General features: G+C 66.8%; 13 protein-coding genes. 9 read left to right on the top strand and 4 right to left on the bottom strand.

The window, feature by feature from the left end; all coding sequences use genetic code 11:
* Positions 1-11 precede the first annotated feature (11 nt).
* The 3 genes from AC27VL_RS04400 (at position 12) to murD (ending at position 5439) form a co-directional block, all read left to right on the top strand.
* A complete protein-coding gene (locus AC27VL_RS04400; RefSeq protein ID WP_488765632.1) occupies positions 12-2606 on the top strand; it encodes a bifunctional aspartate kinase/diaminopimelate decarboxylase in 2595 nt (864 codons plus the stop codon).
* A gap of 90 nt (positions 2607-2696) precedes the next feature.
* On the top strand, positions 2697-4049 hold the full coding sequence (gene murL / locus AC27VL_RS04405; RefSeq protein WP_100551771.1) for a UDP-N-acetyl-alpha-D-muramoyl-L-alanyl-L-glutamate epimerase: 1353 nt from the start codon (positions 2697-2699) through the stop codon (positions 4047-4049).
* The gene (murD, locus tag AC27VL_RS04410) at positions 4030-5439 is read left to right on the top strand and encodes a UDP-N-acetylmuramoyl-L-alanine--D-glutamate ligase (protein WP_100551772.1); all 1410 of its coding nucleotides are present in this window, start codon (positions 4030-4032) and stop codon (positions 5437-5439) included. Before murL ends, murD begins: the two co-directional genes overlap by 20 nt.
* Positions 5440-5551: 112 nt before the next feature.
* Here murD and AC27VL_RS04415 read toward each other — a convergent pair whose 3' ends face one another.
* Positions 5552-6139 (bottom strand): SMI1/KNR4 family protein, encoded by a 588-nt coding sequence (locus tag AC27VL_RS04415; RefSeq protein ID WP_488765633.1) that lies wholly within the window; start codon positions 6137-6139, stop codon positions 5552-5554.
* Between the two features lie 129 nt (positions 6140-6268).
* On the opposite strand from AC27VL_RS04415, the gene AC27VL_RS04420 reads away from it, so the two are divergent.
* Positions 6269-7060 carry a dienelactone hydrolase family protein gene (locus AC27VL_RS04420; RefSeq protein WP_346560103.1) on the top strand — a complete coding sequence of 264 codons (792 nt, stop codon included), beginning with the start codon at positions 6269-6271 and terminating at the stop codon, positions 7058-7060.
* A gap of 76 nt (positions 7061-7136) precedes the next feature.
* On the opposite strand, the gene AC27VL_RS04425 is transcribed toward AC27VL_RS04420, so the two are convergent.
* Positions 7137-8135, bottom strand: a complete 999-nt coding sequence (locus AC27VL_RS04425; RefSeq protein ID WP_100551775.1) for a polyprenyl synthetase family protein — start codon at positions 8133-8135, stop codon at positions 7137-7139.
* Between the two features lie 214 nt (positions 8136-8349).
* Here AC27VL_RS04425 and AC27VL_RS04430 point away from each other — a divergent pair, with 214 nt between their 5' ends.
* Positions 8350-9963: an alpha-glucosidase family protein gene (locus AC27VL_RS04430; RefSeq protein ID WP_488765634.1), complete on the top strand. Its 1614-nt coding sequence runs from the start codon at positions 8350-8352 to the stop codon at positions 9961-9963.
* A 493-nt stretch (positions 9964-10456) separates the two neighbouring features.
* Here AC27VL_RS04430 and AC27VL_RS04435 read toward each other — a convergent pair whose 3' ends face one another.
* Both AC27VL_RS04435 and AC27VL_RS04440 read right to left on the bottom strand, forming a co-directional pair.
* Positions 10457-13213, bottom strand: a complete 2757-nt coding sequence (locus AC27VL_RS04435; RefSeq protein WP_488765635.1) for a TonB-dependent receptor — start codon at positions 13211-13213, stop codon at positions 10457-10459.
* Between the two features lie 277 nt (positions 13214-13490).
* Positions 13491-15548, bottom strand: a complete 2058-nt coding sequence (locus tag AC27VL_RS04440) for a glycoside hydrolase family 97 protein (RefSeq protein WP_100551777.1) — start codon at positions 15546-15548, stop codon at positions 13491-13493.
* Between the two features lie 236 nt (positions 15549-15784).
* Here AC27VL_RS04440 and AC27VL_RS04445 point away from each other — a divergent pair, with 236 nt between their 5' ends.
* The 4 genes from AC27VL_RS04445 (at position 15785) to AC27VL_RS04460 (ending at position 21703) form a co-directional block, all read left to right on the top strand.
* Positions 15785-17989: a glucosidase family protein gene (locus AC27VL_RS04445; RefSeq protein WP_488765636.1), complete on the top strand. Its 2205-nt coding sequence runs from the start codon at positions 15785-15787 to the stop codon at positions 17987-17989.
* Positions 17986-19473: an MFS transporter gene (locus AC27VL_RS04450; RefSeq protein ID WP_380658135.1), complete on the top strand. Its 1488-nt coding sequence runs from the start codon at positions 17986-17988 to the stop codon at positions 19471-19473. The genes AC27VL_RS04445 and AC27VL_RS04450 overlap by 4 nt, the downstream gene beginning before the upstream one ends.
* Positions 19473-21188: an alpha-amylase family glycosyl hydrolase gene (locus tag AC27VL_RS04455; protein ID WP_488765638.1), complete on the top strand. Its 1716-nt coding sequence runs from the start codon at positions 19473-19475 to the stop codon at positions 21186-21188. The genes AC27VL_RS04450 and AC27VL_RS04455 overlap by 1 nt, the downstream gene beginning before the upstream one ends.
* A 128-nt stretch (positions 21189-21316) precedes the next feature.
* Complete coding sequence (locus tag AC27VL_RS04460; protein ID WP_100551781.1) at positions 21317-21703, top strand: SseB family protein; 387 nt, start codon at positions 21317-21319, stop codon at positions 21701-21703.
* Positions 21704-21787: the final 84 nt, after the last annotated feature.

The following is a 21787-nucleotide window of genomic DNA, read 5'->3' on the forward strand; positions in this document are numbered from 1 at the left end:
ATAGCCTATCCATGTCAGCTTCCTCCCTTGTCGATCGTTGGATCGTACTGAAGTTCGGCGGCACCTCGGTGTCGCGTCGCCACCGCTGGGACACGATCGGGAAGCTGGCGAAAAAACGGGCGGAAGAGACTGGCGCGCGCGTGCTGGTGGTGGTTTCGGCACTGTCCGGGGTCACCAACGAACTGACCGCGATTGCCGATGGCGCGCCGGACAGCCTTGATCGCGTGGCGGCGCTGGTCGAGCGCCACCAGGGCTTCCTGGAAGAACTGGGCCTGGGCGCCGAGGTGCTGGCCGAGCGGCTGGCCGCGCTGCAGGGCCTGCTGGACGACCCGCGTGCGCCGAGCCGACCGCTGGACTGGCAGGCCGAAGTGCTGGGCCAGGGTGAACTGCTGTCTTCCAGCCTGGGCGCGGCTTACCTGCGTGCCAGCGGCCTGGATTTCGGCTGGATGGATGCGCGCCAGTGGCTGGACGCGCTGCCGCCGCAGCCGAACCAGAGCGACTGGTCGCAGCGCCTGTCGGTGAACTGCCAGTGGCGTGCCGATGCGGAATGGGCGCAGCGCTTCCGCGCGCAGCCCACGCGCCTGCTGATCACCCAGGGTTTCATCTCGCGTCATGCCGACGGTGGCACGGCCATTCTCGGTCGCGGCGGTTCGGATACGTCGGCGGCCTACTTCGGTGCGCTGCTCGGCGCCAGCCGCGTGGAGATCTGGACCGATGTGCCGGGCATGTTCAGCGCCAACCCCAAGGACGTGCCGGACGCGCGCCTGCTGACCCGCCTGGATTATTACGAAGCGCAGGAAATCGCCACCACCGGTGCCAAGGTGCTGCACCCGCGCTCGATCAAGCCGTGCCGCGATGCCGGCGTGCCGATGGCGATCCTCGATACCGAGCGCCCGGAACTGCCGGGTACCAGCATCGACGGCAACGCCGCGCCGGTGCCGGGGGTGAAGGCGATCAGCCGCCGCAACGGCATCGTGCTGGTGTCGATGGAAGGCATCGGCATGTGGCAGCAGGTCGGCTTCCTCGCCGATGTGTTCGGCCTGTTCAAGAAGCACGGCCTGTCGGTGGACCTGATCGGTTCGGCCGAGACCAACGTCACCGTGTCGCTGGACCCGTCCGAGAACCTGGTCAACACCGATGTGCTGGCCGCGCTGTCGGCCGACCTGTCGCAGATCTGCAAGGTCAAGGTGATCGTGCCGTGCGCGGCGATCACTCTGGTCGGCCTGGGCATGCGCTCGCTGCTGCACAAGCTGTCGGACGTGTGGGCGACCTTCGGTCGTGAGCGCGTGCACATGATTTCGCAGTCGTCCAACGACCTGAACCTGACCTTCGTCATCGACGAGGCCGATGCTGACGGCCTGCTGCCGATCCTGCACGCCGAACTGATCGACAGCGGCGCGATGCCGGTGGAAGAGACCGAAGTGTTCGGCCCGCGCTGGCGCGAAATCGCCGGCACCGTGCGCCCGCGCGGTACGCCATGGTGGCGTGGCCAGCGAGCGCATCTGCTGCAGTTGGCCGATGCCGGCACCCCGCGCTACGTCTACCACCTGCCGACGGTACGGGCACGTGCCCGTGCGCTGGCGGCGATCAAGCCGATCGACCAGCGTTATTACGCGATCAAGGCCAACAGCCATCCGGCCATCCTGCAGCTGCTGGAAGCCGAAGGTTTCGGCCTGGAGTGCGTGTCGCACGGTGAGCTGAAGCATGTGTTCCAGGCCATTCCGGAACTGTCGCCCAAGCGCGTGCTGTTCACCCCCAGCTTCTGCCCGCGCAGCGAGTACGAAGCGGCGTTCGCGCTGGGCGTGACCGTCACTGTCGACAACGTCGAAGCCCTGCAGCGCTGGCCGGACCTGTTCCGCAACCGCGAGCTGTGGCTGCGCGTGGACCTGGGCCGTGGCGAAGGCCATCACGCCAAGGTCCGCACCGGTGGCAAGGAATCCAAGTTCGGCCTGCCGATCGCGCGCGTGGACGAGTTCGTGCGCGCGGCCACCGAGCTGGGCACCCGCGTGGTCGGCCTGCATGCGCACCTGGGCAGTGGCGTGGAAACCGCCCAGCACTGGCGCCTGATGTGCGATGAGCTGGCCGGTTTCGCGCGTCGTATCGGCAGCGTGCAGACCATCGACATCGGGGGTGGCCTGCCGATTCCGTACAGCGACGAAGACGAGCCGTTCGACCTGGAGGCCTGGGCCGAGGGCCTGGCCGAGGTCAAGGCGCTGCACCCGGCATTCCGCCTGGCAATCGAGCCGGGCCGCTTCCTGGTGGCCGAATCGGGCGTACTGCTGACCCACGCCACCCAGGTGGTGGAAAAGGACGGCGTGCGCCGTGTCGGCCTGGATGCCGGCATGAACACGCTGATGCGCCCGGCCCTGTACGACGCCTGGCACGACATCGAGAACCTCAGCCGCCAGGGCGGTTACGCCGAAGCGGCGTTCGATGTGGTCGGTCCCATCTGCGAATCCAGCGATGTGTTCGGCAAGCGCCGCAAGCTGCCGGTGTCGACCGCGCCGGATGATGTGATGCTGATCGCCGACGCCGGTGCCTACGGCTATGTGATGTCCAACACCTACAACCAACGGGCGATGCCGCGCGAGGACGTGATCGAATGATCGCCGCCTTCCGCGCCCTGCACCCGCCCACCGACACGTCCCGCGCCTGCGCGCGGGCACGTGCCTGACCGTGCTTGAACTGGATTCACCATGACTGCTTTCGATAAACACCAGGTTTCCCGCTTCCGCTTCGTCCGCTGCGAATTCGCCGCGGACACCGGCGTGGCCAAGCTGGTCTACGCCTTCGATGACGGCCCGGAAATGGTGGAAACCGTTACCGTGCCCGGCGCCCCGTTCGTGCTGGAGCCGGCGCGTGCCGACGCCGTGCAGCGCGCGCTGCGGCTGCTGCACCTGATTGCCGGTGTGAGCTACTACAAGGCCGGTGTGCCCGATACGGTCAGCATCGACAGCTACAGCATCGATGCCGATACCGCGGCGCTGGTGGAGACCATCTACCTCAACGGCCTGGGTGAGTTCGCCTACCGCAACGGCCTGAACCTGCGTGGGCGCTTCCGCCTGCCGGTGCAGGGCGAAACAGTGCAGGCACCGGTGCTGGGCCTGCAGGCGCATGCGCTGGTGGCCATCGGTGGCGGCAAGGATTCGCTGGTCAGCATTGAAGCGCTGCGTCGCGCCGGCGTGGACGAGACGGTGACCTGGATTGGTGGTTCGCAGTTGATCCGTGCCTGTGCCGAGCGCACCGGGCTGCCGACATTGAACCTCGGTCGCGCGCTGGCGCCGGAACTGTTCGAGCTCAACCGCCAAGGCGCCTGGAACGGCCACATCCCGGTCACCGCGGTGAACTCGGCGATCATGGTGCTGGCTGCAGTGCTGCAGGGCGTGGACCAGGTGGTGTTCTCCAACGAACGTTCGGCCAGCTACGGCAGCCAGATTCCGGGCACCGGCGAGGTCAACCACCAGTGGTCGAAGGGTTGGGCGTTCGAGCAGGCCTTCGGCATGTACGTGCAGGAACAGGTGGCCGCTGATCTGCAGTACTACTCGCTGCTGCGGCCGATGTCGGAGCTGGCGGTGGCGCGCCAGTTCGCCAAGAGCGATTTCTACGACGCGCATTTCTCCAGCTGCAACCGCAACTTCCACATCCTTGGCGAGCGCCCGGTGAACCGCTGGTGCGGCGTCTGCCCGAAGTGTCACTTCGTGTTCCTGGCGCTGGCCCCGTTCATGCCGAAGACCCGCCTGGTGCGCATCTTCGGCCGCAACCTGCTGGACGACATCGAGCAGGCCGGTGGCTTCGACGCGCTGCTGGAATTCCAGGACCACAAGCCCTTCGAATGCGTAGGCGAAGGCCGCGAATCGCGTGCGGCGATGGCAACCCTGGCGCAGCGCCCGGAGTGGAAGGAAGACGTGCTGGTGAAGCGCTTCTGCAATGAAATCCGGCCGCAGCTGGATGCGGCCGAACTGGAGCTGGCGCCGTTGATGCAGCTGCAGGGCGAACATCGTATTCCGGCGACGCTGTGGGAACGGGTGCGTGAAGATTTCGCAGCTTGAAGGCAAGCGCGTAGCGCTGTGGGGCTGGGGCCGTGAGGGGCGTGCCGCGTTTGCGGTGCTGCGAACGCGCCTGCCATCGCTTGGCCTGAGCCTGTTCTGCCCGGCCACCGAGGTCGAGGCGGCGCGTGCGGAAACACGGGGCGTGCTGGATGTACGCGGCGAACCCACGGCCGAAGCGCTGGCTTCATTCGACGTGGTGATCAAGTCGCCCGGGATCAGCCCGTATCTGCCGATCGCGTTGGCGGCGGCCGGGCAGGGCACCGTCTTCATCGGTGGCACGGCGTTGTGGTTCGCCGAACATGCCGATGCCGAAGGCACCGTGCGCGACACCATCTGCGTGACTGGTACCAAGGGCAAGAGCACCACCACCGCGCTGGTCGCGCATCTGCTGCGCGCAGCCGGGCATCGCACCGGTCTGGTCGGCAACATCGGCCTGCCGCTGCTGGAAGTGCTGGACCCGCAACCGGCGCCCGCGTACTGGGCGGTGGAGCTGTCCAGCTACCAGACCGGCGAGGTCGCACGTAGTGGTGCGCACCCGCAGGTGGCCGTGGTGCTGAACCTGTTCCCGGAACACCTGGACTGGCACGGTAGCGAGCAGCGCTACATCGAAGACAAGCTGCAGCTGGTGACCGGGGCCGCGCCGCGCGTTGCCGTGCTCAATGCTGCAGACCCGCACTTGGCCGCGCTGACGCTGCCCGCCAGCGAGGTGGTCTGGTTCAACCAACCGCAGGGCTGGCATATGCGCGGCGACATCGTGCATCGCGGCGAGCAGGCGGTGTTCGATACCCGCAACACGCCACTGCCGGGCCGGCACAACCGCGGCAACCTGTGCGCGGTGCTGGCCGCGCTGGAGGCGATGGGCCTGGATGCGGTGGCGCTGGCGCCGGCCGTGCAGGATTTCCGGCCGCTGCCGAATCGCCTGCAGCGGATTGGCGAGGCCGATGGCCTCACCTACATCAACGATTCGATCAGCACTACGCCGCATGCCAGCCTGGCGGCGCTGGAGTGCTTCGCCGGCCAGCGCATCGCGCTGCTGGTGGGTGGGCATGATCGCGGCCTGGACTGGACCGACTTCATGCAGCACATGGCGCACGACGTGCCGCCGGTGGAGATCGTGACCATGGGCAGCAACGGCCCGCGCATCCACGCGATGCTGCAGCCGTTGGCCGACGCCGGCCGTTTCGGTCTGCATGCTGCTGCCGATCTGCCCGACGCGATGGCGCTGGCGCGTCGCGCACTGGGCGAGCAGGGTGGGGTGGTGCTGCTGTCGCCGGGGGCGCCGAGCTATGGCGCCTACCGCGATTACGTTGCACGTGGGCGGCATTTCGCCGAACTGGCCGGGTTCGACCCGGACACGATCAGCGCGATTCCGGGGATCGGGATCGCCTGAGGGGTCGGATCCCTTTCCGCAGGAAAGGGCTCTGACCCCAACGGGATACCGCGTGAATCCATCCACGCATGGCGTGGATCTACTGTAGAGCCGAGCCCACGCTCGGCTGCCTTCATTCGTCTTCGTTGATGAACGCGTAATCGCGATCAATCAGCTGCTGCAGGTACGCATCAAAGCTGGGGGCGATCACCACGTAGCTGTCCGGGTCGTGCAGGTAGCGCACCACCTGACCAACGCTGCCGCCGGGTGCGGGATCGAAATCCAGATACAGCATCGAGGTGCCGCCGTTGTTCATGCAGTGCGAGAAGCACAGGCGACGGCTCATCGGCAGGTCGGCATCGATGCCGGCACCGAGGATCTCCGGTTCTTCATCCAGCCATTCTTCGTAGATGGAGCGGATGCTGTCGTCCCACTGCTGCTGGTCTTCGAAGATCTGCGCCACCGAGCGCAGGTAGTACGGATAGTCGCCGACGTCCGAGCCCAGCATCAGCACGCAGACCTCGCCCTTCGGGTACTGGCGGAAGTGCGTGCCGTCCACGCGCGACAGCAGCTCGACCAGGCTGGCGGGAACCTGCGGCCACTGCGCGCGCAGGCGTTGCAGATCGGCGTCGCTGGCGCCTTCGGTCCATGCCCATTGCGGGGCATCGTCCTCGGGCAAGCGCGGGGTCAGGCCAGACAGAAAGCGATCAACAAGGTTCATGCAGAGAGGGGACGGAGGGGATCAGGTCGTATCCAACCACACCTGCGTCACGCAGCCAATGCAGAATGCGACGCGGGAGGGGCGATTACGGCTTAATCCCCTCCGTCCCCTTTTTTCTGGAGCAGGCGCATGAAACGTTGGCGTTGCGGCGTGGCGATGGTACTGGGGCTGGCGGCGATGCCAGCGTGGGCGGCGATGAAGACGCAGCCGGTGGAGTGGAAGCACCAGGGCACGACCTTCAGTGGGGTGCTGGTCTATGACGATGGCGACAACGACAAGCGCCCGGGCCTGGTGATGGTGCCGAACTGGAAGGGCGTGAACGAATCGGCCATCGAGAAGGCCAAGCAGCTGGCTGGCGATGACTACGTGGTGCTGGTGGCCGATGTGTACGGCAAGGGCGTGCGACCGAAGACCGATGCCGAGGCCGGTCCGGTGGCGACCAAGCTGCGCAATGACCGGCCGCTGCTGCGGGCGCGGGCGCTGGAGGCGGTCAACGTGCTGAAGGCGCAGGCGGGCAAGGCACCGCTGGACGCCAGCCGGATCGGCGCGGTGGGCTTCTGCTTCGGTGGCACCACGGTGCTGGAACTGGCCCGTGCCGGTGCGCCGCTGGCGGGCGTGGTCAGCCTGCATGGCGGGCTCGGGTCGCCCTTGCCGGCGCAGGCCGGTGGCAGCCATCCGTCGGTGCTGGTGTTGAATGGCGCCGACGACAAGAGCGTGACCGCGGAGGATATCGGCAGCTTCCAGAAGGAAATGGATGCGGCCAAGGTGGACTGGGAGTTCACCAACTACAGCGGTGCGGTGCACTGCTTTGCCGAGCGTGATGCCAACAGCCCGCCGGGCTGCCAGTACAACGAGCGTGCGGCGAAGCGTGCCTGGAAGGCGCTGGATGAGTTCTTCGAGGAGCGCTTCGAAAAGCGTTGAGGCGCCGTGTCCGCCGGGCATGGCCCGGCGCTACCAGATCGCGTGCGGTAGCGCCGGGCCATGCCCGGCGAAGCAATCAATGCGAACGCTGTACCGCGTAGCGGGCCAGGCCGCGCAGGGCGGCGACGGCATCGTTGTCGGCCAGGCCGTCGAGCGCGCGCTCGGCGGTTTCCGCATATTCCTCGGCGCGGCGGCGGCTGTATTCCAGGCCACCGGTGGCCTGGATCGCAGCCAGCACTTCCGGCATCGCCGAGGCGTCGCCGTTCTGCACGATCTCGCGCAGGCGCTGGCGGGTGGCCTCGTCCGAATGCGCCATCGCGTGGATCAGCGGCAGCGTGGCCTTGCCCTCGGCCAGGTCATCACCGAGGTTCTTGCCCAGCTCGTCGGCGTTGGCCGAGTAATCCAGCACGTCATCGGCGATCTGGAAGGCGTAGCCCAGATGCATGCCGTAGTCGTACAGGGCCTGCTGGGTGGCTTCATCGACGCCGCTGGCCAGTGCACCCAGGCGGGTACCGGCGGCGAACAGCACCGCGGTCTTGCGCTCGATCACGCGCAGGTAGGCCGCTTCGTCGGTGTCCGGGTTGTGCACGTGCAGCAGCTGCAGCACTTCGCCTTCGGCGATGCGGTTGGTGGTGTCGGCCAGGATCTGCATCACCGACATCCGGTCCAGCTCGACCATCAGCTGGAAGCTGCGCGAGTACAGGAAGTCGCCCACCAGCACGCTCGGCGCGTTGCCCCACAGCGCATTGGCGGTGCTGCGGCCGCGGCGCAGGCTGGATTCGTCCACCACGTCGTCGTGCAGCAGGGTGGAGGTGTGGATGAACTCGATGATCGCGGCCAGCTGGTGGTGCTCGGGGCCGGCGCCGCCGACCGCATGGCCGGCCAGCATCACCAGCATCGGCCGCAGGCGTTTGCCGCCCGCGGAAATGATGTGGTCGGCGATCTGGTTGATCAGCACCACATCCGAGGACAGCCGGCGGCGGATCAGGGCATCGACGGCAGCCATGTCGGCTGCGGCAAGCGACTGGATCTGGGACAGGCCCAGGGCGGGACGGGTGTCTTCAGTGATGGTCATGCGATCAGGCTTTCAGGCTCATCCCTGATTATAGGCGTTGCCTGTGAATTGGGGAGGAAACCGGTTCCCAGGCCGCCGCCGGATGCCGCCGACCACGGTGTCCGGCGTGAATACGTATGCAGGCAGCGCCATCGTCGTGGACCGCCGCTAAGCTTGCGGGAGTTGGTTTTCAGCCCGCTTGCAGCGGGTCCCGCATGCCCGGAGGGGGCTGTCGATGTCGCACTATCCATGGTGGCGCGGAGCCGTCATCTACCAGATCTACCCGCGCAGTTTCCTCGACGCCAACGGCGACGGGGTAGGCGACCTGCCGGGCATCATCCAGCGCCTGGACCATATCGCCGCGCTGGGCGTGGATGCGATCTGGATCTCGCCATTCTTCCGATCGCCGATGGCCGACTTCGGCTATGACATCGCCGACTACCGCGATGTCGATCCACTGTTCGGCAGCCTGGACGACTTCGACCGGCTGCTGGCCAAGGCGCATGGTCTTGGCCTGAAGGTGATGATCGACCAGGTACTCAGCCATACCTCGATCGACCATGCCTGGTTCCGCGAGAGCCGGCAGGACCGCAGCAACCCGAAGGCGGACTGGTATGTGTGGGTGGATCCGCGCGAGGACGGCACGCCCCCCAACAACTGGCTGTCGCTGTTCGGCGGCGGCGCCTGGCAGTGGGAACCGCGCCGCGAGCAGTACTACCTGCACAACTTCCTGGTGGACCAGCCGGACCTGAATTTCCATCACCCGGAGGTGCAGCAGGCGACCCTGGACAACGTGCGCTTCTGGCTGGACCGCGGCGTGGATGGCTTCCGCCTGGATGCGATCAACTTCTGCTTCCATGACGCGCAGCTGCGCGACAACCCGCCCAAGCCGGCCGACAAGCGCGTCGGTCGCGGCTTCAGCGCGGACAACCCGTACGCCTACCAGTACCACTATTACAACAACACCCAACCGGAGAACCTGCCGTTCCTGGAGCAGCTGCGCGCCCTGCTGGACGAGTACCCGGAGGCGGTGAGCCTGGGCGAGATCTCTTCGGAGGACTCGCTGGCGACCACCGCCGAATACACCCAGGACGGCCGCCTGCACATGGGTTACAGCTTCGAGCTGCTGGTCAACGACTACAGCGCGGCCTACATCCGCGACACCGTGTCGCGACTGGAAGCGGCGATGACCCAGGGCTGGCCGTGCTGGGCCGTGTCCAACCACGATGTGGAGCGGGCGGTCAGCCGCTGGGGTGGGCATCCGGCCGACCCGCGCCTGGCGCGGATGCTGGTGGCGCTGCTGTGCTCACTGCGCGGCTCGGTCTGCCTGTACCAGGGCGAGGAGTTGGGCCTGGCCGAGGCCGAGGTGCCGTTCGAGGCGCTGCAGGACCCGTACGGCATCACCTTCTGGCCGAACTTCAAGGGCCGCGACGGCTGCCGCACGCCGCTGCCGTGGATCGACGCGCCGCTGGCCGGCTTCACCACGGGCAAGCCGTGGCTGCCGATCCCGGCCGAGCACCAGGCCGCGGCCGTGGCGGTGCAGGCGCAGGATCCGCAGTCGGTGCTGTCGGCCTTCCGCGGCTTCCTGGCCTGGCGCCGCACCCAGCCAGCCCTGCTGCACGGTGACATCCGGTTCCTGGACAGTGCCGAACCAGTGCTACTGTTCGAGCGTATGCTTGCAGATGAAACTCTCCTGCTGGCCTTCAACCTGTCGGCCGAAGCGGTGACCCATCCGCTGCCGGCGGGTACCTGGCAGCAGGTGGCCGTACCGGGCCCGGATGCGGGCACGGTGCAGGGCAACGAACTCCAGCTGCCGCCGCGCGCGGTGTATTGCGCACGACGCAGCTGACCGATTTCTCCGGTGGCGGTACTTGCGGGGACGGGGCCGAAGCGCCCCGTCCCTTTTTTGTGGGCGCGGTTGCGGTGCAGGGCATCCACGCATGGCGTGGATCTACCGGGGCCGTGCGGCGGTGATCGGCATCCACGCATGGCGTGGATCTACTGGAGAGGCGGTGTTCCGGTGCAACGCATCCACGCATGGCGTGGATCTACTGGAGAGGCGATGTTCCGGTGATCGGCATCCACGCATGGCGTGGATCTACTGGGCCGTGTGGCGGTGATCGGCATCTACGCATGGCGTGGATCTACCGGGGCCGTGTTGCGGTGATCGGCATCCGCACGTTGCAGCGGTGCACCGATGTCAGTAGATCCACGCCATGCGTGGATGGGCCTTGCCGATGACCCACCGGAGGCCGTCGCGGCACTCGCGCAAAAGAAAACCCGCTGCCTGCGCAGCGGGTTTCCGGTGGGTTGCCGGCCAGCGGCCGACACTACCGTGCAGGTCAGAACTTGTAGTTCACGCCCAGCATGTAGGTGCGGCCCCACTCGATGTACTCCAGCGGACGATCCCGGGTGCCGGCGTAGGTGCGGTACGGCTCGTTGGTCAGGTTGCTTCCCTGCAGCAGCAGGGTCAGCCCGCGCATGCTGCTGCTGTCGCTGAAGGTGTAGCTGATCTGCGCATCGGTCACGTTCTCGCCCACCACGTAGCGCAGGGTGCGGTTGCCGTTGAAGTTGCCGATCTCGCCGATGAAGTCCGAACGACGACGCTGGCTGACGCGTGCTTCAAAGCCACTGCGCTCGTAATAGGCAGTGAAGTTGTACACACGCTTGGACAGGCCGGGCAGGCTGATCGGGTCGGTGCCGACGCTGGATGCGCTTTCCGGATCGAGGATCTGGATGTCGCTCTTGTTGAAGGTCGCGCTGGCCTGCACGCCGAAGCCACGCAGGCTGTCGGTCAGCATGTCCAGCGGGAACGACGCGGTCAGCTCCAGGCCCTTCAGCGTACCGCCCTTGCCGTTCACCGGGGTCGAGAACGTGCCGGTCGGCAGCACCGGCACCACCATGCCCGGCGGCGGCACATAGTTGCCCAGCAGCCCGGTGAAGTCGTAGTTGTCCACCGACTGCGTGTAGACGTAGCTCTTCAGGTCCTTGTAGAAGATCGCGGCGGCCACGTAGGCCTTCTCGCCGAAGTACTTCTCGTAGGACAGGTCGAGCGCGGTAGCGCGCCACGGATCCAGCAGCGGGTTGCCGCCACTGCCGCCGGGGCGGCCGGTACCGGTATCCACGCCGAACTCCAGGCCGGCCCGCATCTGGTCCACGCGCGGGCGGGCGACCTGCTTGGCTGCAGCAAAGCGCAGGGTCTGCTCGTGCGGGAACATGAAGGCCAGGTTCAAGCTCGGCAGCCAGTCGTTGTACTTGCGGCCATCGGAGTACGGCTGGATGTTGTTGCCGGCCGCCTGCGAGCTGTCCCAGTAGCGTGAGTCCGAGCTCTGGTCGGTGTGCTGCATCTGCACGCCGATGTTGCCGCGCACGCCGACCACGCCGATGTCGGTGTTGATGTTCAGGCGCGCCCAGGCGGTGGTGATCTTTTCCTGCACCGTCCACGACTTGGGAATCAGGTAGTCGAGGTTGTCGACCGGATTGAAGGTCATGTAACGACCGACCGCGCCCGGCACGTTCCAGGCCGGGATGGTGCCCAGACCGGCGAAGCCGAGGTTGACCGGGCGGTACTGCAGATCCGATGCGATGTTGGCATCGCCCTGCGCGCCCAGCAGGATGTTGCCTTCAGACTGGGTCTTCACCTTGCGGCGATCGGCGTAGTTCACGCCGATGTCGAGGTCCGGTGCCCAGGACGCCATTGCTTCCGGCAGCGCGATGGTCGCGGCCAGCTTGCCGCCCTTCAGGCGGTCTTCCACCTTCGGCACCTTGCCGTAACCAGAACCGTAAATGGTGTTGGTCAGGAACAGCGCGTCCGGGTTGGAGTAGTTCAGGCCCGGGCTGATCTGCGAGAAGCCATCCTGGCGGAACTGCACACCGACCGTATCCAGCTGCGGCATCGGGGTCAGCTGCAGGTTGTTTTCCAGGTTCAGCTCGTCACGGGTGGCCTTGGAATAGTTCAGGTCGGCGACCAGCTTGACGCTGCCGAAGGTGAACTCGTTGTTCCAGCCGAACGCATCGATCTTGTCCTTGCGCTTGTTGTACATGCCGCGCACCAGCGGGTACACGCCACTGGCGGTGCCACCGGTGAAGGTGCCATTGGCGTTGACCTGCGGGTTGCTGACCAGCAGGCCCGGGGTGTAGTTGCCGTTGTAGTTGCTGAGGTTGAGCTCGAACTGGTTGGCGGTGTCGATCTGCTCGGCTTCGGTGTGGAACGCATCGAAGGTGCTGGTCCAGCTGTTGTTCGGCCGGAACTGGATCGTGGCCATCACGCCGTCGCGCTTGTTGTTGCCGGTGCGGCGCAGTGCCTTGATGCCATCGGTGAAGTAGGTGCCAGCGGCAACACCCGGACGGTTGCCGTTGGTGGTGTGCTCGGTGGTCCACGGTTCGTACAGGCCCACCTGGTTTTCCTGGATCGGCATGTCGCTGTGCGCGTAGCCGATGGCGATGCCGAGGGTCTTGTCCAGGAACTGGTCGATGTAGCTGGCGCTGAACCGGTTGCCGTACGGATCGGTGTCGGCGGCGCGGCCCAGCGAACTCTTCTGGTAGCGGCCGCTGATCGCGATGACGCGGTCGGGGAAGCTGAGCGGACGTGCGGTATGCATGTCGATGGTGCCCGACAGGCCCTGGCCGACCAGTGCCGCATCCGGGGTCTTGTACACGGTCACGCCGTTGACCAGCTCGGACGGGTACTGGTCGAACTCGACGCCACGGTTGTCGCCGGTGCTGACCACTTCACGGCCATTGAGCAGGGTGGTGGCGAAATCCGGCGACAGGCCGCGCACGCTGATCACCTGCGCACGACCGGCCACACGCTGCGCGGCGAGGCCGGGCAGGCGCGAGATCGATTCGGCGATGCTGACATCGGGCAGCTTGCCGATGTCTTCGGCGGAAATCGCTTCGACCACCGAGGTGGCGTCCTGCTTGGTGGCGATGGCGCTTTCGATGCCGCGACGGATGCCGGTGACCTGCACGGTATCCAGGTTGGTGGCGGCAGTGCCGGTCGGCGGGGTGGTGGTCTGCGTGGACTGTGCTGCTGCCAGCGACGGCGTCAGTACGACGGCCAACGCGATGCTCAGCGCACTGCGCTTGTGGTTCAACATTTTCCCCTCCCAGGCAATGTTGTAGTGCGATTCGTGGTCGTCCCGATGCTGTCGAGGACGTGCGACGCGGTGGCCGCTGTCGTCGCCGCTATGGTAGGCAGCGCGTTCTTCGTGGGAATCACCCTGCATACGTATTCAATGGCGTTTGCAGGGTTGTAATCGCTTTCAGGTGCATCGTTCCGTAGAGCCGAGCCCACGCTCGGCTGCGTTCCGGTGCTGCGCACCGCCGCCCGAGCACGGGCTCGGGCGCTACATGGGCGCGCAGGCCGGCAAGCGTTCAGTGGACCGGTGTAAATCGGATTGCCTGCCCGCCGCCCGGCGCCAGCACCAGGGTGAGTGAATCGTTGCTGCTGACCTCGCGGGTGTCGCGCTTGAAGGCGAAGGGATTGCTGCGGAAATCCGCGCCGTCGCCATCGCGGTAGATCTCGGCGCGGTAACGCACGCCCGGCTCCAGGAAGCCCAGCGACACCGGCAGCACGCGGCCGTTCTCATCGGTGATGCTGCCGAGGAACCAGTCGCGGCTGTTGCGGTCGCGGCGCACGATCGTCACATAGTCGCCGACCTCGCCATCGAGCACGCGGCTCTGCTCCCAGTCCACCGCGACGTCCTCGATGAAGCGGAACGCGTCGCGGTGCTGCAGGTAGTGCTCGGGCAGATCCGCGGCCATCTGGATCGGGCTGTACAGCACCACGTACAGGGCCAGCTGGCGGGCCAGCGTGCTGGGGATGGCCTGGCCACCGCGGCCCTTCAGGCTGAGGATGCCGGGGGTGTAATCCATCGGCCCGGCCAGCATGCGGGTGAACACCAGGTTGACCTCATGCTCGGGCGGGTTCGGTGGCTGGCCCCAGGCGTTGTATTCCATCCCGCGCGCGCCTTCGCGCGAGATCCAGTTCGGGTAGGTGCGACGCAGCCCGGTGTCCTTGATCGGCTCGTGCGGATTCACCGCCAGGTGCCGGCGCGCGGCTTCCTGCACCACCTTCAGGTGATGACGGGCCATGAACTGCCCGTCGTGCCACTCGCGCCACAGCGGGCCGCCTGCTGGATTGCGGCGATCGACCTGGCCGTCGTCGCAGACGTAGCCGGTCTTGAACTGATCCACGCCCAGCCGCGCATACAGGTCCAGCGCAGCATCCAGCTGGTCTTCGTAGTGCTCGATCGCGCAGCCGGTTTCATGGTGGCCGATCAGGTGCACGCCCTTCTTCAACCCGTACGCCGACAGTGCTTCGATGTCGAAATCCGGCGTGGCGCGGGTGAAGTCGAAGTCGTAACCGTTGCCGACCCAGTTGCCGTCCCAGCCCGGATTCCAGCCTTCCACCAGCACACCACGGAAACCGTGCGCGGCGGCGAAATCGATGACCTTCCGCGTTTTCGCGGTGGTGGCGGCATGCTTCGGTCCGGTCGCCCAGCTCTCGTTGTCCAGGTGCATCGACCACCACACCCCCAGGTACTTGGCCGGCTTCACCCAGCTCACATCGCCCAGCGCATTGGGCTCGTTGAGGTTGAGGATCAGGTCTGACTCGACCAGCCCGCCGGCGCGGTCGGCAATCTGCAGGGTGCGCCATGGCGTGGCGAAGGGCAGGGCGCGGCGTACCTTCCAGCCTTCGGCCGAAGGCGAAAGCTGCGCGCGCAGGCGCTGGCCCTCGGTGCGGCGCAGCCACATGCCGGCGTAGTCGACCAGGGCCGCTTCATGGATGGCCACGTGCAGGCCGTCGTGGCTGCGCAGGGTCATCGGCGTGTGCACCAGCGGCACTTCGCGCAGCGGCGTGCGCTGGTACAGGTATTCGTAGTGGATCGGTTCGCCAGCGGGTATCCACCAGGCGGTGGACTCCGGTGCGATGGCGAACTCGGTCAGTTCGTCATCGATGATCGCTTCGCGCAGGTTTGGTTGCTCGGGGAACACGTAGCGGAACCCCAGGCCGTCGTCGTAGACGCGGAACACCACGTCCAGCCGGCGCTTGCTGCCGGTGGTTTCGGCCAGATGCACGGTCAGTTCGTTGAAGTGGTTGCGGGTGAGGCGGCGCTCGCCCCACGGCTGCTCCCAGCGGTCGTCGACACTGCGGCGTTCCTGCGCCAGCAGGCTGAAGTCGCGGTCGAGGCGACCATCCCGTAGTTCAAAACCCAGCTTCGAATCGGCCACCACGGTCTGGCCGAGACGCTCGACGCGGTAGCGTGCGGTGCCGCCGTCCAGCACCAGGCTGACCTTCAATACCTTGTCCGGTGATTCGACGCTGGCGATCTGCGGTGCAGCCGCCTGTGCCAGCGTGGCCAATCCCAACAGGGCCAGGCCGAAGGCGTGCGCGATCACTGCGCGTACCGTTGTGGGTGACGTCGGCATTTCCCCTCCCAAGGCGCCGTTGACAGACCCGGACCATAAGCCAGCGCAGCAGGTGCGCCGGTGCCGCGCGCCATGAATACGTATGCAGCTGGACGCAGCCGACAGCCCCGCGTCTACCATGGGGCCAGGGCACCTTGAGGGAGGTGCCGCGCCCGCACGCCGGCAACGGCAGTGCGGACCCACAACGGTGCAGAGAGGGAGGGAGGTCGACGGGCGCAAGCCGGTCTGCCGCTTCGATGCTGAAGATCATTTGCCTGACCGCTGCCCTGGGGGCAGCGCTGGGGACGACCGCGCACGCGGCCGACCTGACATTCGACGGCCGCCAGGCGCGTGCCGAAGCCGCTGCCAATGGCAGCTTCGTGCTGCATGCGCGCACACCGGAAGGGCGCGGCGAGGTGCGCATCGCCGCCGCGCCCATGCGCAGCCAGACCGGCAGCGTGATGTTCGACGCGCTGTTCGCATTGGCCCAGCAGGAAATGGACCAGGACCGGGTGGACGCCATCCGCGATCCGGCCTTCGATGAAGGCCGTCCGGTACCCTGCGAGTGCTTCCAGACCGGCGCGCGCTGGCCGTACGTGTGGACGCGCGACGTCAGCTTCGCTGCCGACCTGGCGCTGGCCAAGCTGGACCCGAAGCGCACCCGGCAGTCGCTGCAGTTCAAGTTGTCGGCGGCGCGCGACGGGCATACGCCCGGCCTGTTCGTGGCCCAGGACACCGGCTCCGGCGGCAGCTGGCCGATCAGCAGCGACCGCGTGGTGTGGTTCCTGGCCGCACGCCACCTGCTCGATGATCCTGCGTTTGCCGAGCAGGTCTGGCAGGCGCTGCAGGGCACGCTGGCGCAGGATCGGGCGATGGTGTTCGACGCGCAGATGGGCCTGTATCGCGGCGAGACCTCGTTCCTCGACTGGCGCGAGCAGACCTATCCGGACTGGACACGCGAGGACGTGCGCTTCATCGGCGACTCCTACGCACTGTCCACCAACGTGCTGCATTACCAGGCGCTGCGCCTGGCGCAGCAGATGGCCGCGCAGCTGGGTGACGAACGCAGCGAACAGTACAAGGCCTGGGCCGACGCACTGGGGGGGCAGATCGACGCACGCTTCTGGCGTGAAGACATGGGCCAGTACATGAGTTACATCGGCGAAGCGGCGCACCCGGTGCCGTACGCCAAGATCGATCTGCTCGGCCTGTCGCTGGGCATCCTCGCCGATGTGCTGCCTGCTGAGCGTGCGCGCCGTGCGCTGGCGGGCTATCCGATGGGTGCTGCCGGCAGCCCGGTGGTGTGGCCGCAGGAAGCGCAGCAGCCGATCTACCACAACCGCGCGATCTGGCCTTTCGTCAGCGCCTACTCGCTGCGCGCGGCGCGCAAGGTAGACGACGCGCCGCGCATCGCCGCGGAGATCCGCTCGTTGATGCAGGGGGCGGCGTTGGCCGGCTCCAACATGGAGAACTACGAGCTGGTGACCCAGGCCGTGCACGTGGACGAAGGTGCCTTGAGCGGCCCGGTGGTCAACTCCGAGCGCCAGTTGTGGTCGGTGGCCGGCTATCTGTCGATGGTGACCGAGGGTGTGTTCGGCGTGCAGGACGACGGTCGCGTGCAGCCCAAGCTGCCGGCCGAGCTGGTGCCGGAGCTGTTCGGAAAGCAGAAGCGGATCAGCCTGGAGTCGGGTGGCAAGCGCTATGTGCTGGAGCGCCCGAAGCAGGTGGGCGCTGGCTTGCTGGTCGCGGGCAAGACGCGCACGCGTGGTGCCACGACGACCGTGCAGCTGGTCGCCGCGCCGGCAGCGGCGAGCCATGATGTGCCGCGTGCCGATGCCAATGCACGTGCGCCGGCCACGCCGCTGGCGCCGCAGGCAAAGCGTAACGGCAAGAGCTGGACCGTCGCAGTCGCCGCCGGACAGGTGCTTTGGCAGGACGGTGTCGCGGCCTCGGCCAGCAAGGGCCAGGTGCGCGTCGGTGATGACGGACTGCAGCACTGCCTGAGCCTGACCCGTCGCGAAGGTGTGCTGGAATCACTGCACAGTCCGATGGTCTGCGTCGGCCCGCAGCAGGTGCTGCGTGGCAGCCGGCAGTGGCAGTTCAACGCCGCCAAGGCGGGCCACGTGCGCCTGCGCCTGCAGTACAGCAACCCGAACGGTCCCATCAACACCGGTGTGACCGCGGCGGTGAAACAGCTGGCCGTGCAGTGCAAGGGCCAGCCGCCGCAGCGGCACACGGTGGCTCTGCCGCACAGCGTGGCGGCGCAGGATTCGACCGCTGCAACCTTCGCGGTGCCCAAGGGCCGCTGCACGGTGACCCTGGAAGAGGGCTTCAACATGAGCGCGCTGCAGCACTTCGCGCACTACACCGGCGGCAAGGGCGGGCGTGATGGCGTGCTCAACCAGGCCCAGATACAGGCGCTGAAGATGGCGCCGGTGGCGGCAACAGAGGACGCACGATGAGTCGTCCTGCAAAGCCGCAGTTGTCGTTCTGGCAGATCTGGAACATGTGCTTCGGCTTCCTTGGCATCCAGTTCGGTTTCGCCCTGCAGAACGCCAACGCCAGCCGCATCTTCGAAACACTGGGTGCGGACATGGAGGCGGTGCCAGGACTGTGGATCGCCGCGCCGCTGACCGGCCTGCTGGTGCAGCCGGTGATCGGCTACCTGTCCGACCGCACCTGGACGCGCTGGGGACGGCGCCGCCCGTTCTTCATGATCGGCGCGGTGCTGACCACGCTGGCCCTGCTGGTGATGCCGAACTCGCCGACGCTGTGGATCGCGGCCGGCACGCTGTGGGTGCTGGACGCCTCGATCAACGTATCGATGGAGCCGTTCCGCGCCTTCGTCGGCGACCAGCTGGCCCCGCGGCAGCGGCCGGCCGGCTATGCGATGCAGAGCTTCTTCATCGGCGTCGGCGCGATCGTTGCCAGCTTCCTGCCCTTCATCCTGGCCCACTTCGGCGTTGCCAACACGGCAGCGGCGGGCGAAGTGCCCGATACCGTGCGCTATGCGTTCTACTTCGGCGCGGTGGTGCTGCTGGCGGCGATCACCTGGACGGTGGTCAGCACACGTGAGTATTCGCCCGACGAGCTGGCCAGCTTCGATGACGCCGAACCACCGGCGCACCACGCCGGCACTGCGGTCAGCGGCCCTGCGCCGTGGGCGCAGGTTGCGCTGTGGCTGGGGCTCGGCGTGCTGCTGGCGGCGCTGATCGCGTGGCGCCAGGGCGACAAGATGCTGTACGTGCTGGCCGGCCTGTGCGCGGGCTACGGCGCACTGCTGGCGGCGGCGCGGGTACTGCCGGGCACGCACATGCTGGCAGCCATCGTCGGCGACCTGCGCGCGATGCCGATCACCATGCGTCGTCTGGCCTGGGTGCAGTTCTTCTCGTGGTTTGCTCTGTTCGCGATGTGGATCTTCACCACGCGCGCAGTGGCCGGCATGCACTTCGGTTCCACCGACGTCGAATCGGCGGCCTACAACGAAGGCGCCAACTGGGTGGGCGTGCTGTTCGGTGCCTACAACGGCTTCGCCGCACTGGCCGCGCTGCTGATCCCGCCGATGGTGCGGGCGATCGGGCTGCGTTGGAGCCATCTGGTCAACCTGTGGCTGGGCGGGGCAGGGCTGATCTCGATGATGTTCATCGACGATCCGCAATGGCTGCTGCTGTCGATGGTCGGCGTGGGTTTTGCCTGGGCCTCGATCCTGTCGTTGCCCTATGCGCTGCTGTCGGACAGCGTGCCGGCGGCGAAGATGGGTGTGTACATGGGTATCTTCAATTTCTTCATCGTGATCCCGCAGCTGGTCGCGGCCAGTGCGCTCGGTTTCGCCCTGCGCGCATGGCTGGGAGGCCAGCCGATGCATGTACTGGTGCTGGGTGGCTGCAGTCTGTTGATTGCCGGCCTGTGCGTGTTGCGGGTTCCGTCCCGTCCGGAGGTGGTGTGATGCGTGGTGCGCTGTCTGTTGCTGTATCCCTTGTGCTGTTCACTGGCCACGCCGCGGCTGCGCCACGTCCGTCCTATGTCGGCACCACCGAACCGTTCGCCAGCGACGCGGTGTATTTCGTGGTCACCGACCGCTTCGTCAACGGCGATCCGTCCAACGATCACCGCGACCAGGGCGGCAAGCACCGCACGTTCGATATCCCGGTGCCGTGCCCGGACAAGGTGGACGGCAACATCGGCTATCTCGGTGGTGACTTCCGCGGCGTGCTCGACAATGCCGATTACATCCGCAACCTCGGTTTCGGTGCGGTATGGATCACCCCCATCGTCGACAACCCGGATGAAGCGTTCACCGGCAGCAAACCGATCAGCTGCACCAGCACCCTGACAGACCGTGGCAAGACCGGCTACCACGGCTACTGGGGCATCAACTTCTACAAACTCGATGAACACCTGCCGAGCAGGGACCTGGACTTTGCCGGGTTGACCAAGGGCCTGCACGGCGCCGGCCTGAAGGTGGTGCTGGACATCGTCGGCAACCACGGGTCGCCGGCCTGGACCATGCCGAAGCGGCAGCCGCAGTTCGGCCAGATCTTCGACAAGGACGGCACGCTGATCGCCGACCACCAGAACCTGCCGCCGCAGAAGCTGGACCCGAAGCACAATCCGCTGCACGCGTTCTACAACAACATCGGTCCGGTCGACAGCAAGGACGGCTCGATTTTCGACGGCAACCTGGCCGAGCTGAGCGACTTCAACCAGGACAACCCGGCAGTGATGGATTACCTGGTGGGGGCCTACCTGCAGTGGACCGCGCAGGGCGTGGATGCGCTGCGCATCGACACCATCGGCTGGCTGCCGCATCCGTGGTGGCACGAGTTCGTCAACCGCATCCGCGCGCAGCACCCGGGCATGTTCATGTTCGGCGAAGCGTTCGACTACAACGCGGCCAGCATCGCCGAACACACCTGGCCGGCCAACGCCAATGTCAGCGTGCTCGACTTCCCGCTGCGCGGCGCGCTGGAACAGACCTTCGGCACCGCCGGCAAGGGGTTTGAAACCCTGTCCGAGCCACTGCACCTGACCGGTGGCCCGTACGCCAACCCGTACGAGCTGATGAGCTTCTACGACAACCATGACATGCCGCGCCTGCAGGCCAGCGACAACGGCTTCATCGACGCGCACAACTGGCTGTTCACCGCACGTGGCATTCCAGTGGTCTATTACGGTTCGGAAACCGGCTTCATGCGCGGCCGTGCGGAACATGCCGGCAACCGCGCCTATTTCGGCCAGCCGCGGGTGGACGCCGCCCCGCAGAGCCCGATCTTCGCGCCGCTGCAACGCATCGCCAAGCTGCGTGAAGCCACGCCCGCACTGCAGCGCGGCCTGCAGGTGAACGAACGTCTGCAGGGCGATGAAGCGGTGTTCTTCCGCGTGCTGCAGCACGCCGACGTAGCGCAGACTGCGCTGGTGCTGTTGAACAAGGGCGATGCCGCGAAGACCTTCAACGTGGACCGCTACCTGCAGGCCGGCACCTGGCGGGACGCGCTGGACGGCGGCGAGGTGAAAGTGACGGGGGCGCTGAAGGCTGACGTGCCTGCGCACGGGGTGAAGGTGTTCGTGCTGGATGCACCGGTGCAGCAGCCGGCCCTGCAGGCCGAATTGGACAAGGCCGTGGCCGACCAGCAGGCGCGCGACCAGCGGCTGAAGCGCTGAGAGGTCCGGGCCGGGCGGTTGTAGAGCCGAGCCCACGCTCGGCTGCCGCCATCTACAGTCCGTGGAAGCGCAGCCGAGCGTGGGCTCGGCTCTACAATAGGCCCCCTTACCTCCCTGTTGCAGCCGCCATGACCGACCTTGCCCCGCAGACCCCGATCGAAACCCTGCTCAAGGCCGCGATGGACGGAACAGTGCCGATCCGCGCGTTCATGGAGGCCTTCGTCGCCTCCGATGTGGTGCTGCTGACCGGCAGCCTGGTCACCCCCGATGGCAGCGGCTTCGATCCGCTGCTGTTCGACAAGCAGGGCACCCTGCACGTAGCCGTGTTCACCGATCCGGCGCGGGTGGGCATCTACAGCCAGCAGGCCGAGCATCAGGTCCGCTGGCTGATGCTCGACGTGTTGCGTCGCGTGCCGGGCGGTTACGGTGTGGTGATCAATCCGGGTACCACGCTGGGCTTTGAGATCTCGCCCAGCGGCGTCGGCGAGATCCTGAAGGATTTCGCGCAGGGCTGACCGTTCTGTAGCGCCGGGCCGTCGCTCGTCTGCTTCCAATTGAAGGCCGTACGTGATCCTCTTGCACGACATAGGGATCGAGGC

The sequence above is a fragment of the Stenotrophomonas sp. 14P6.2.3 genome, assembly GCF_057799055.1.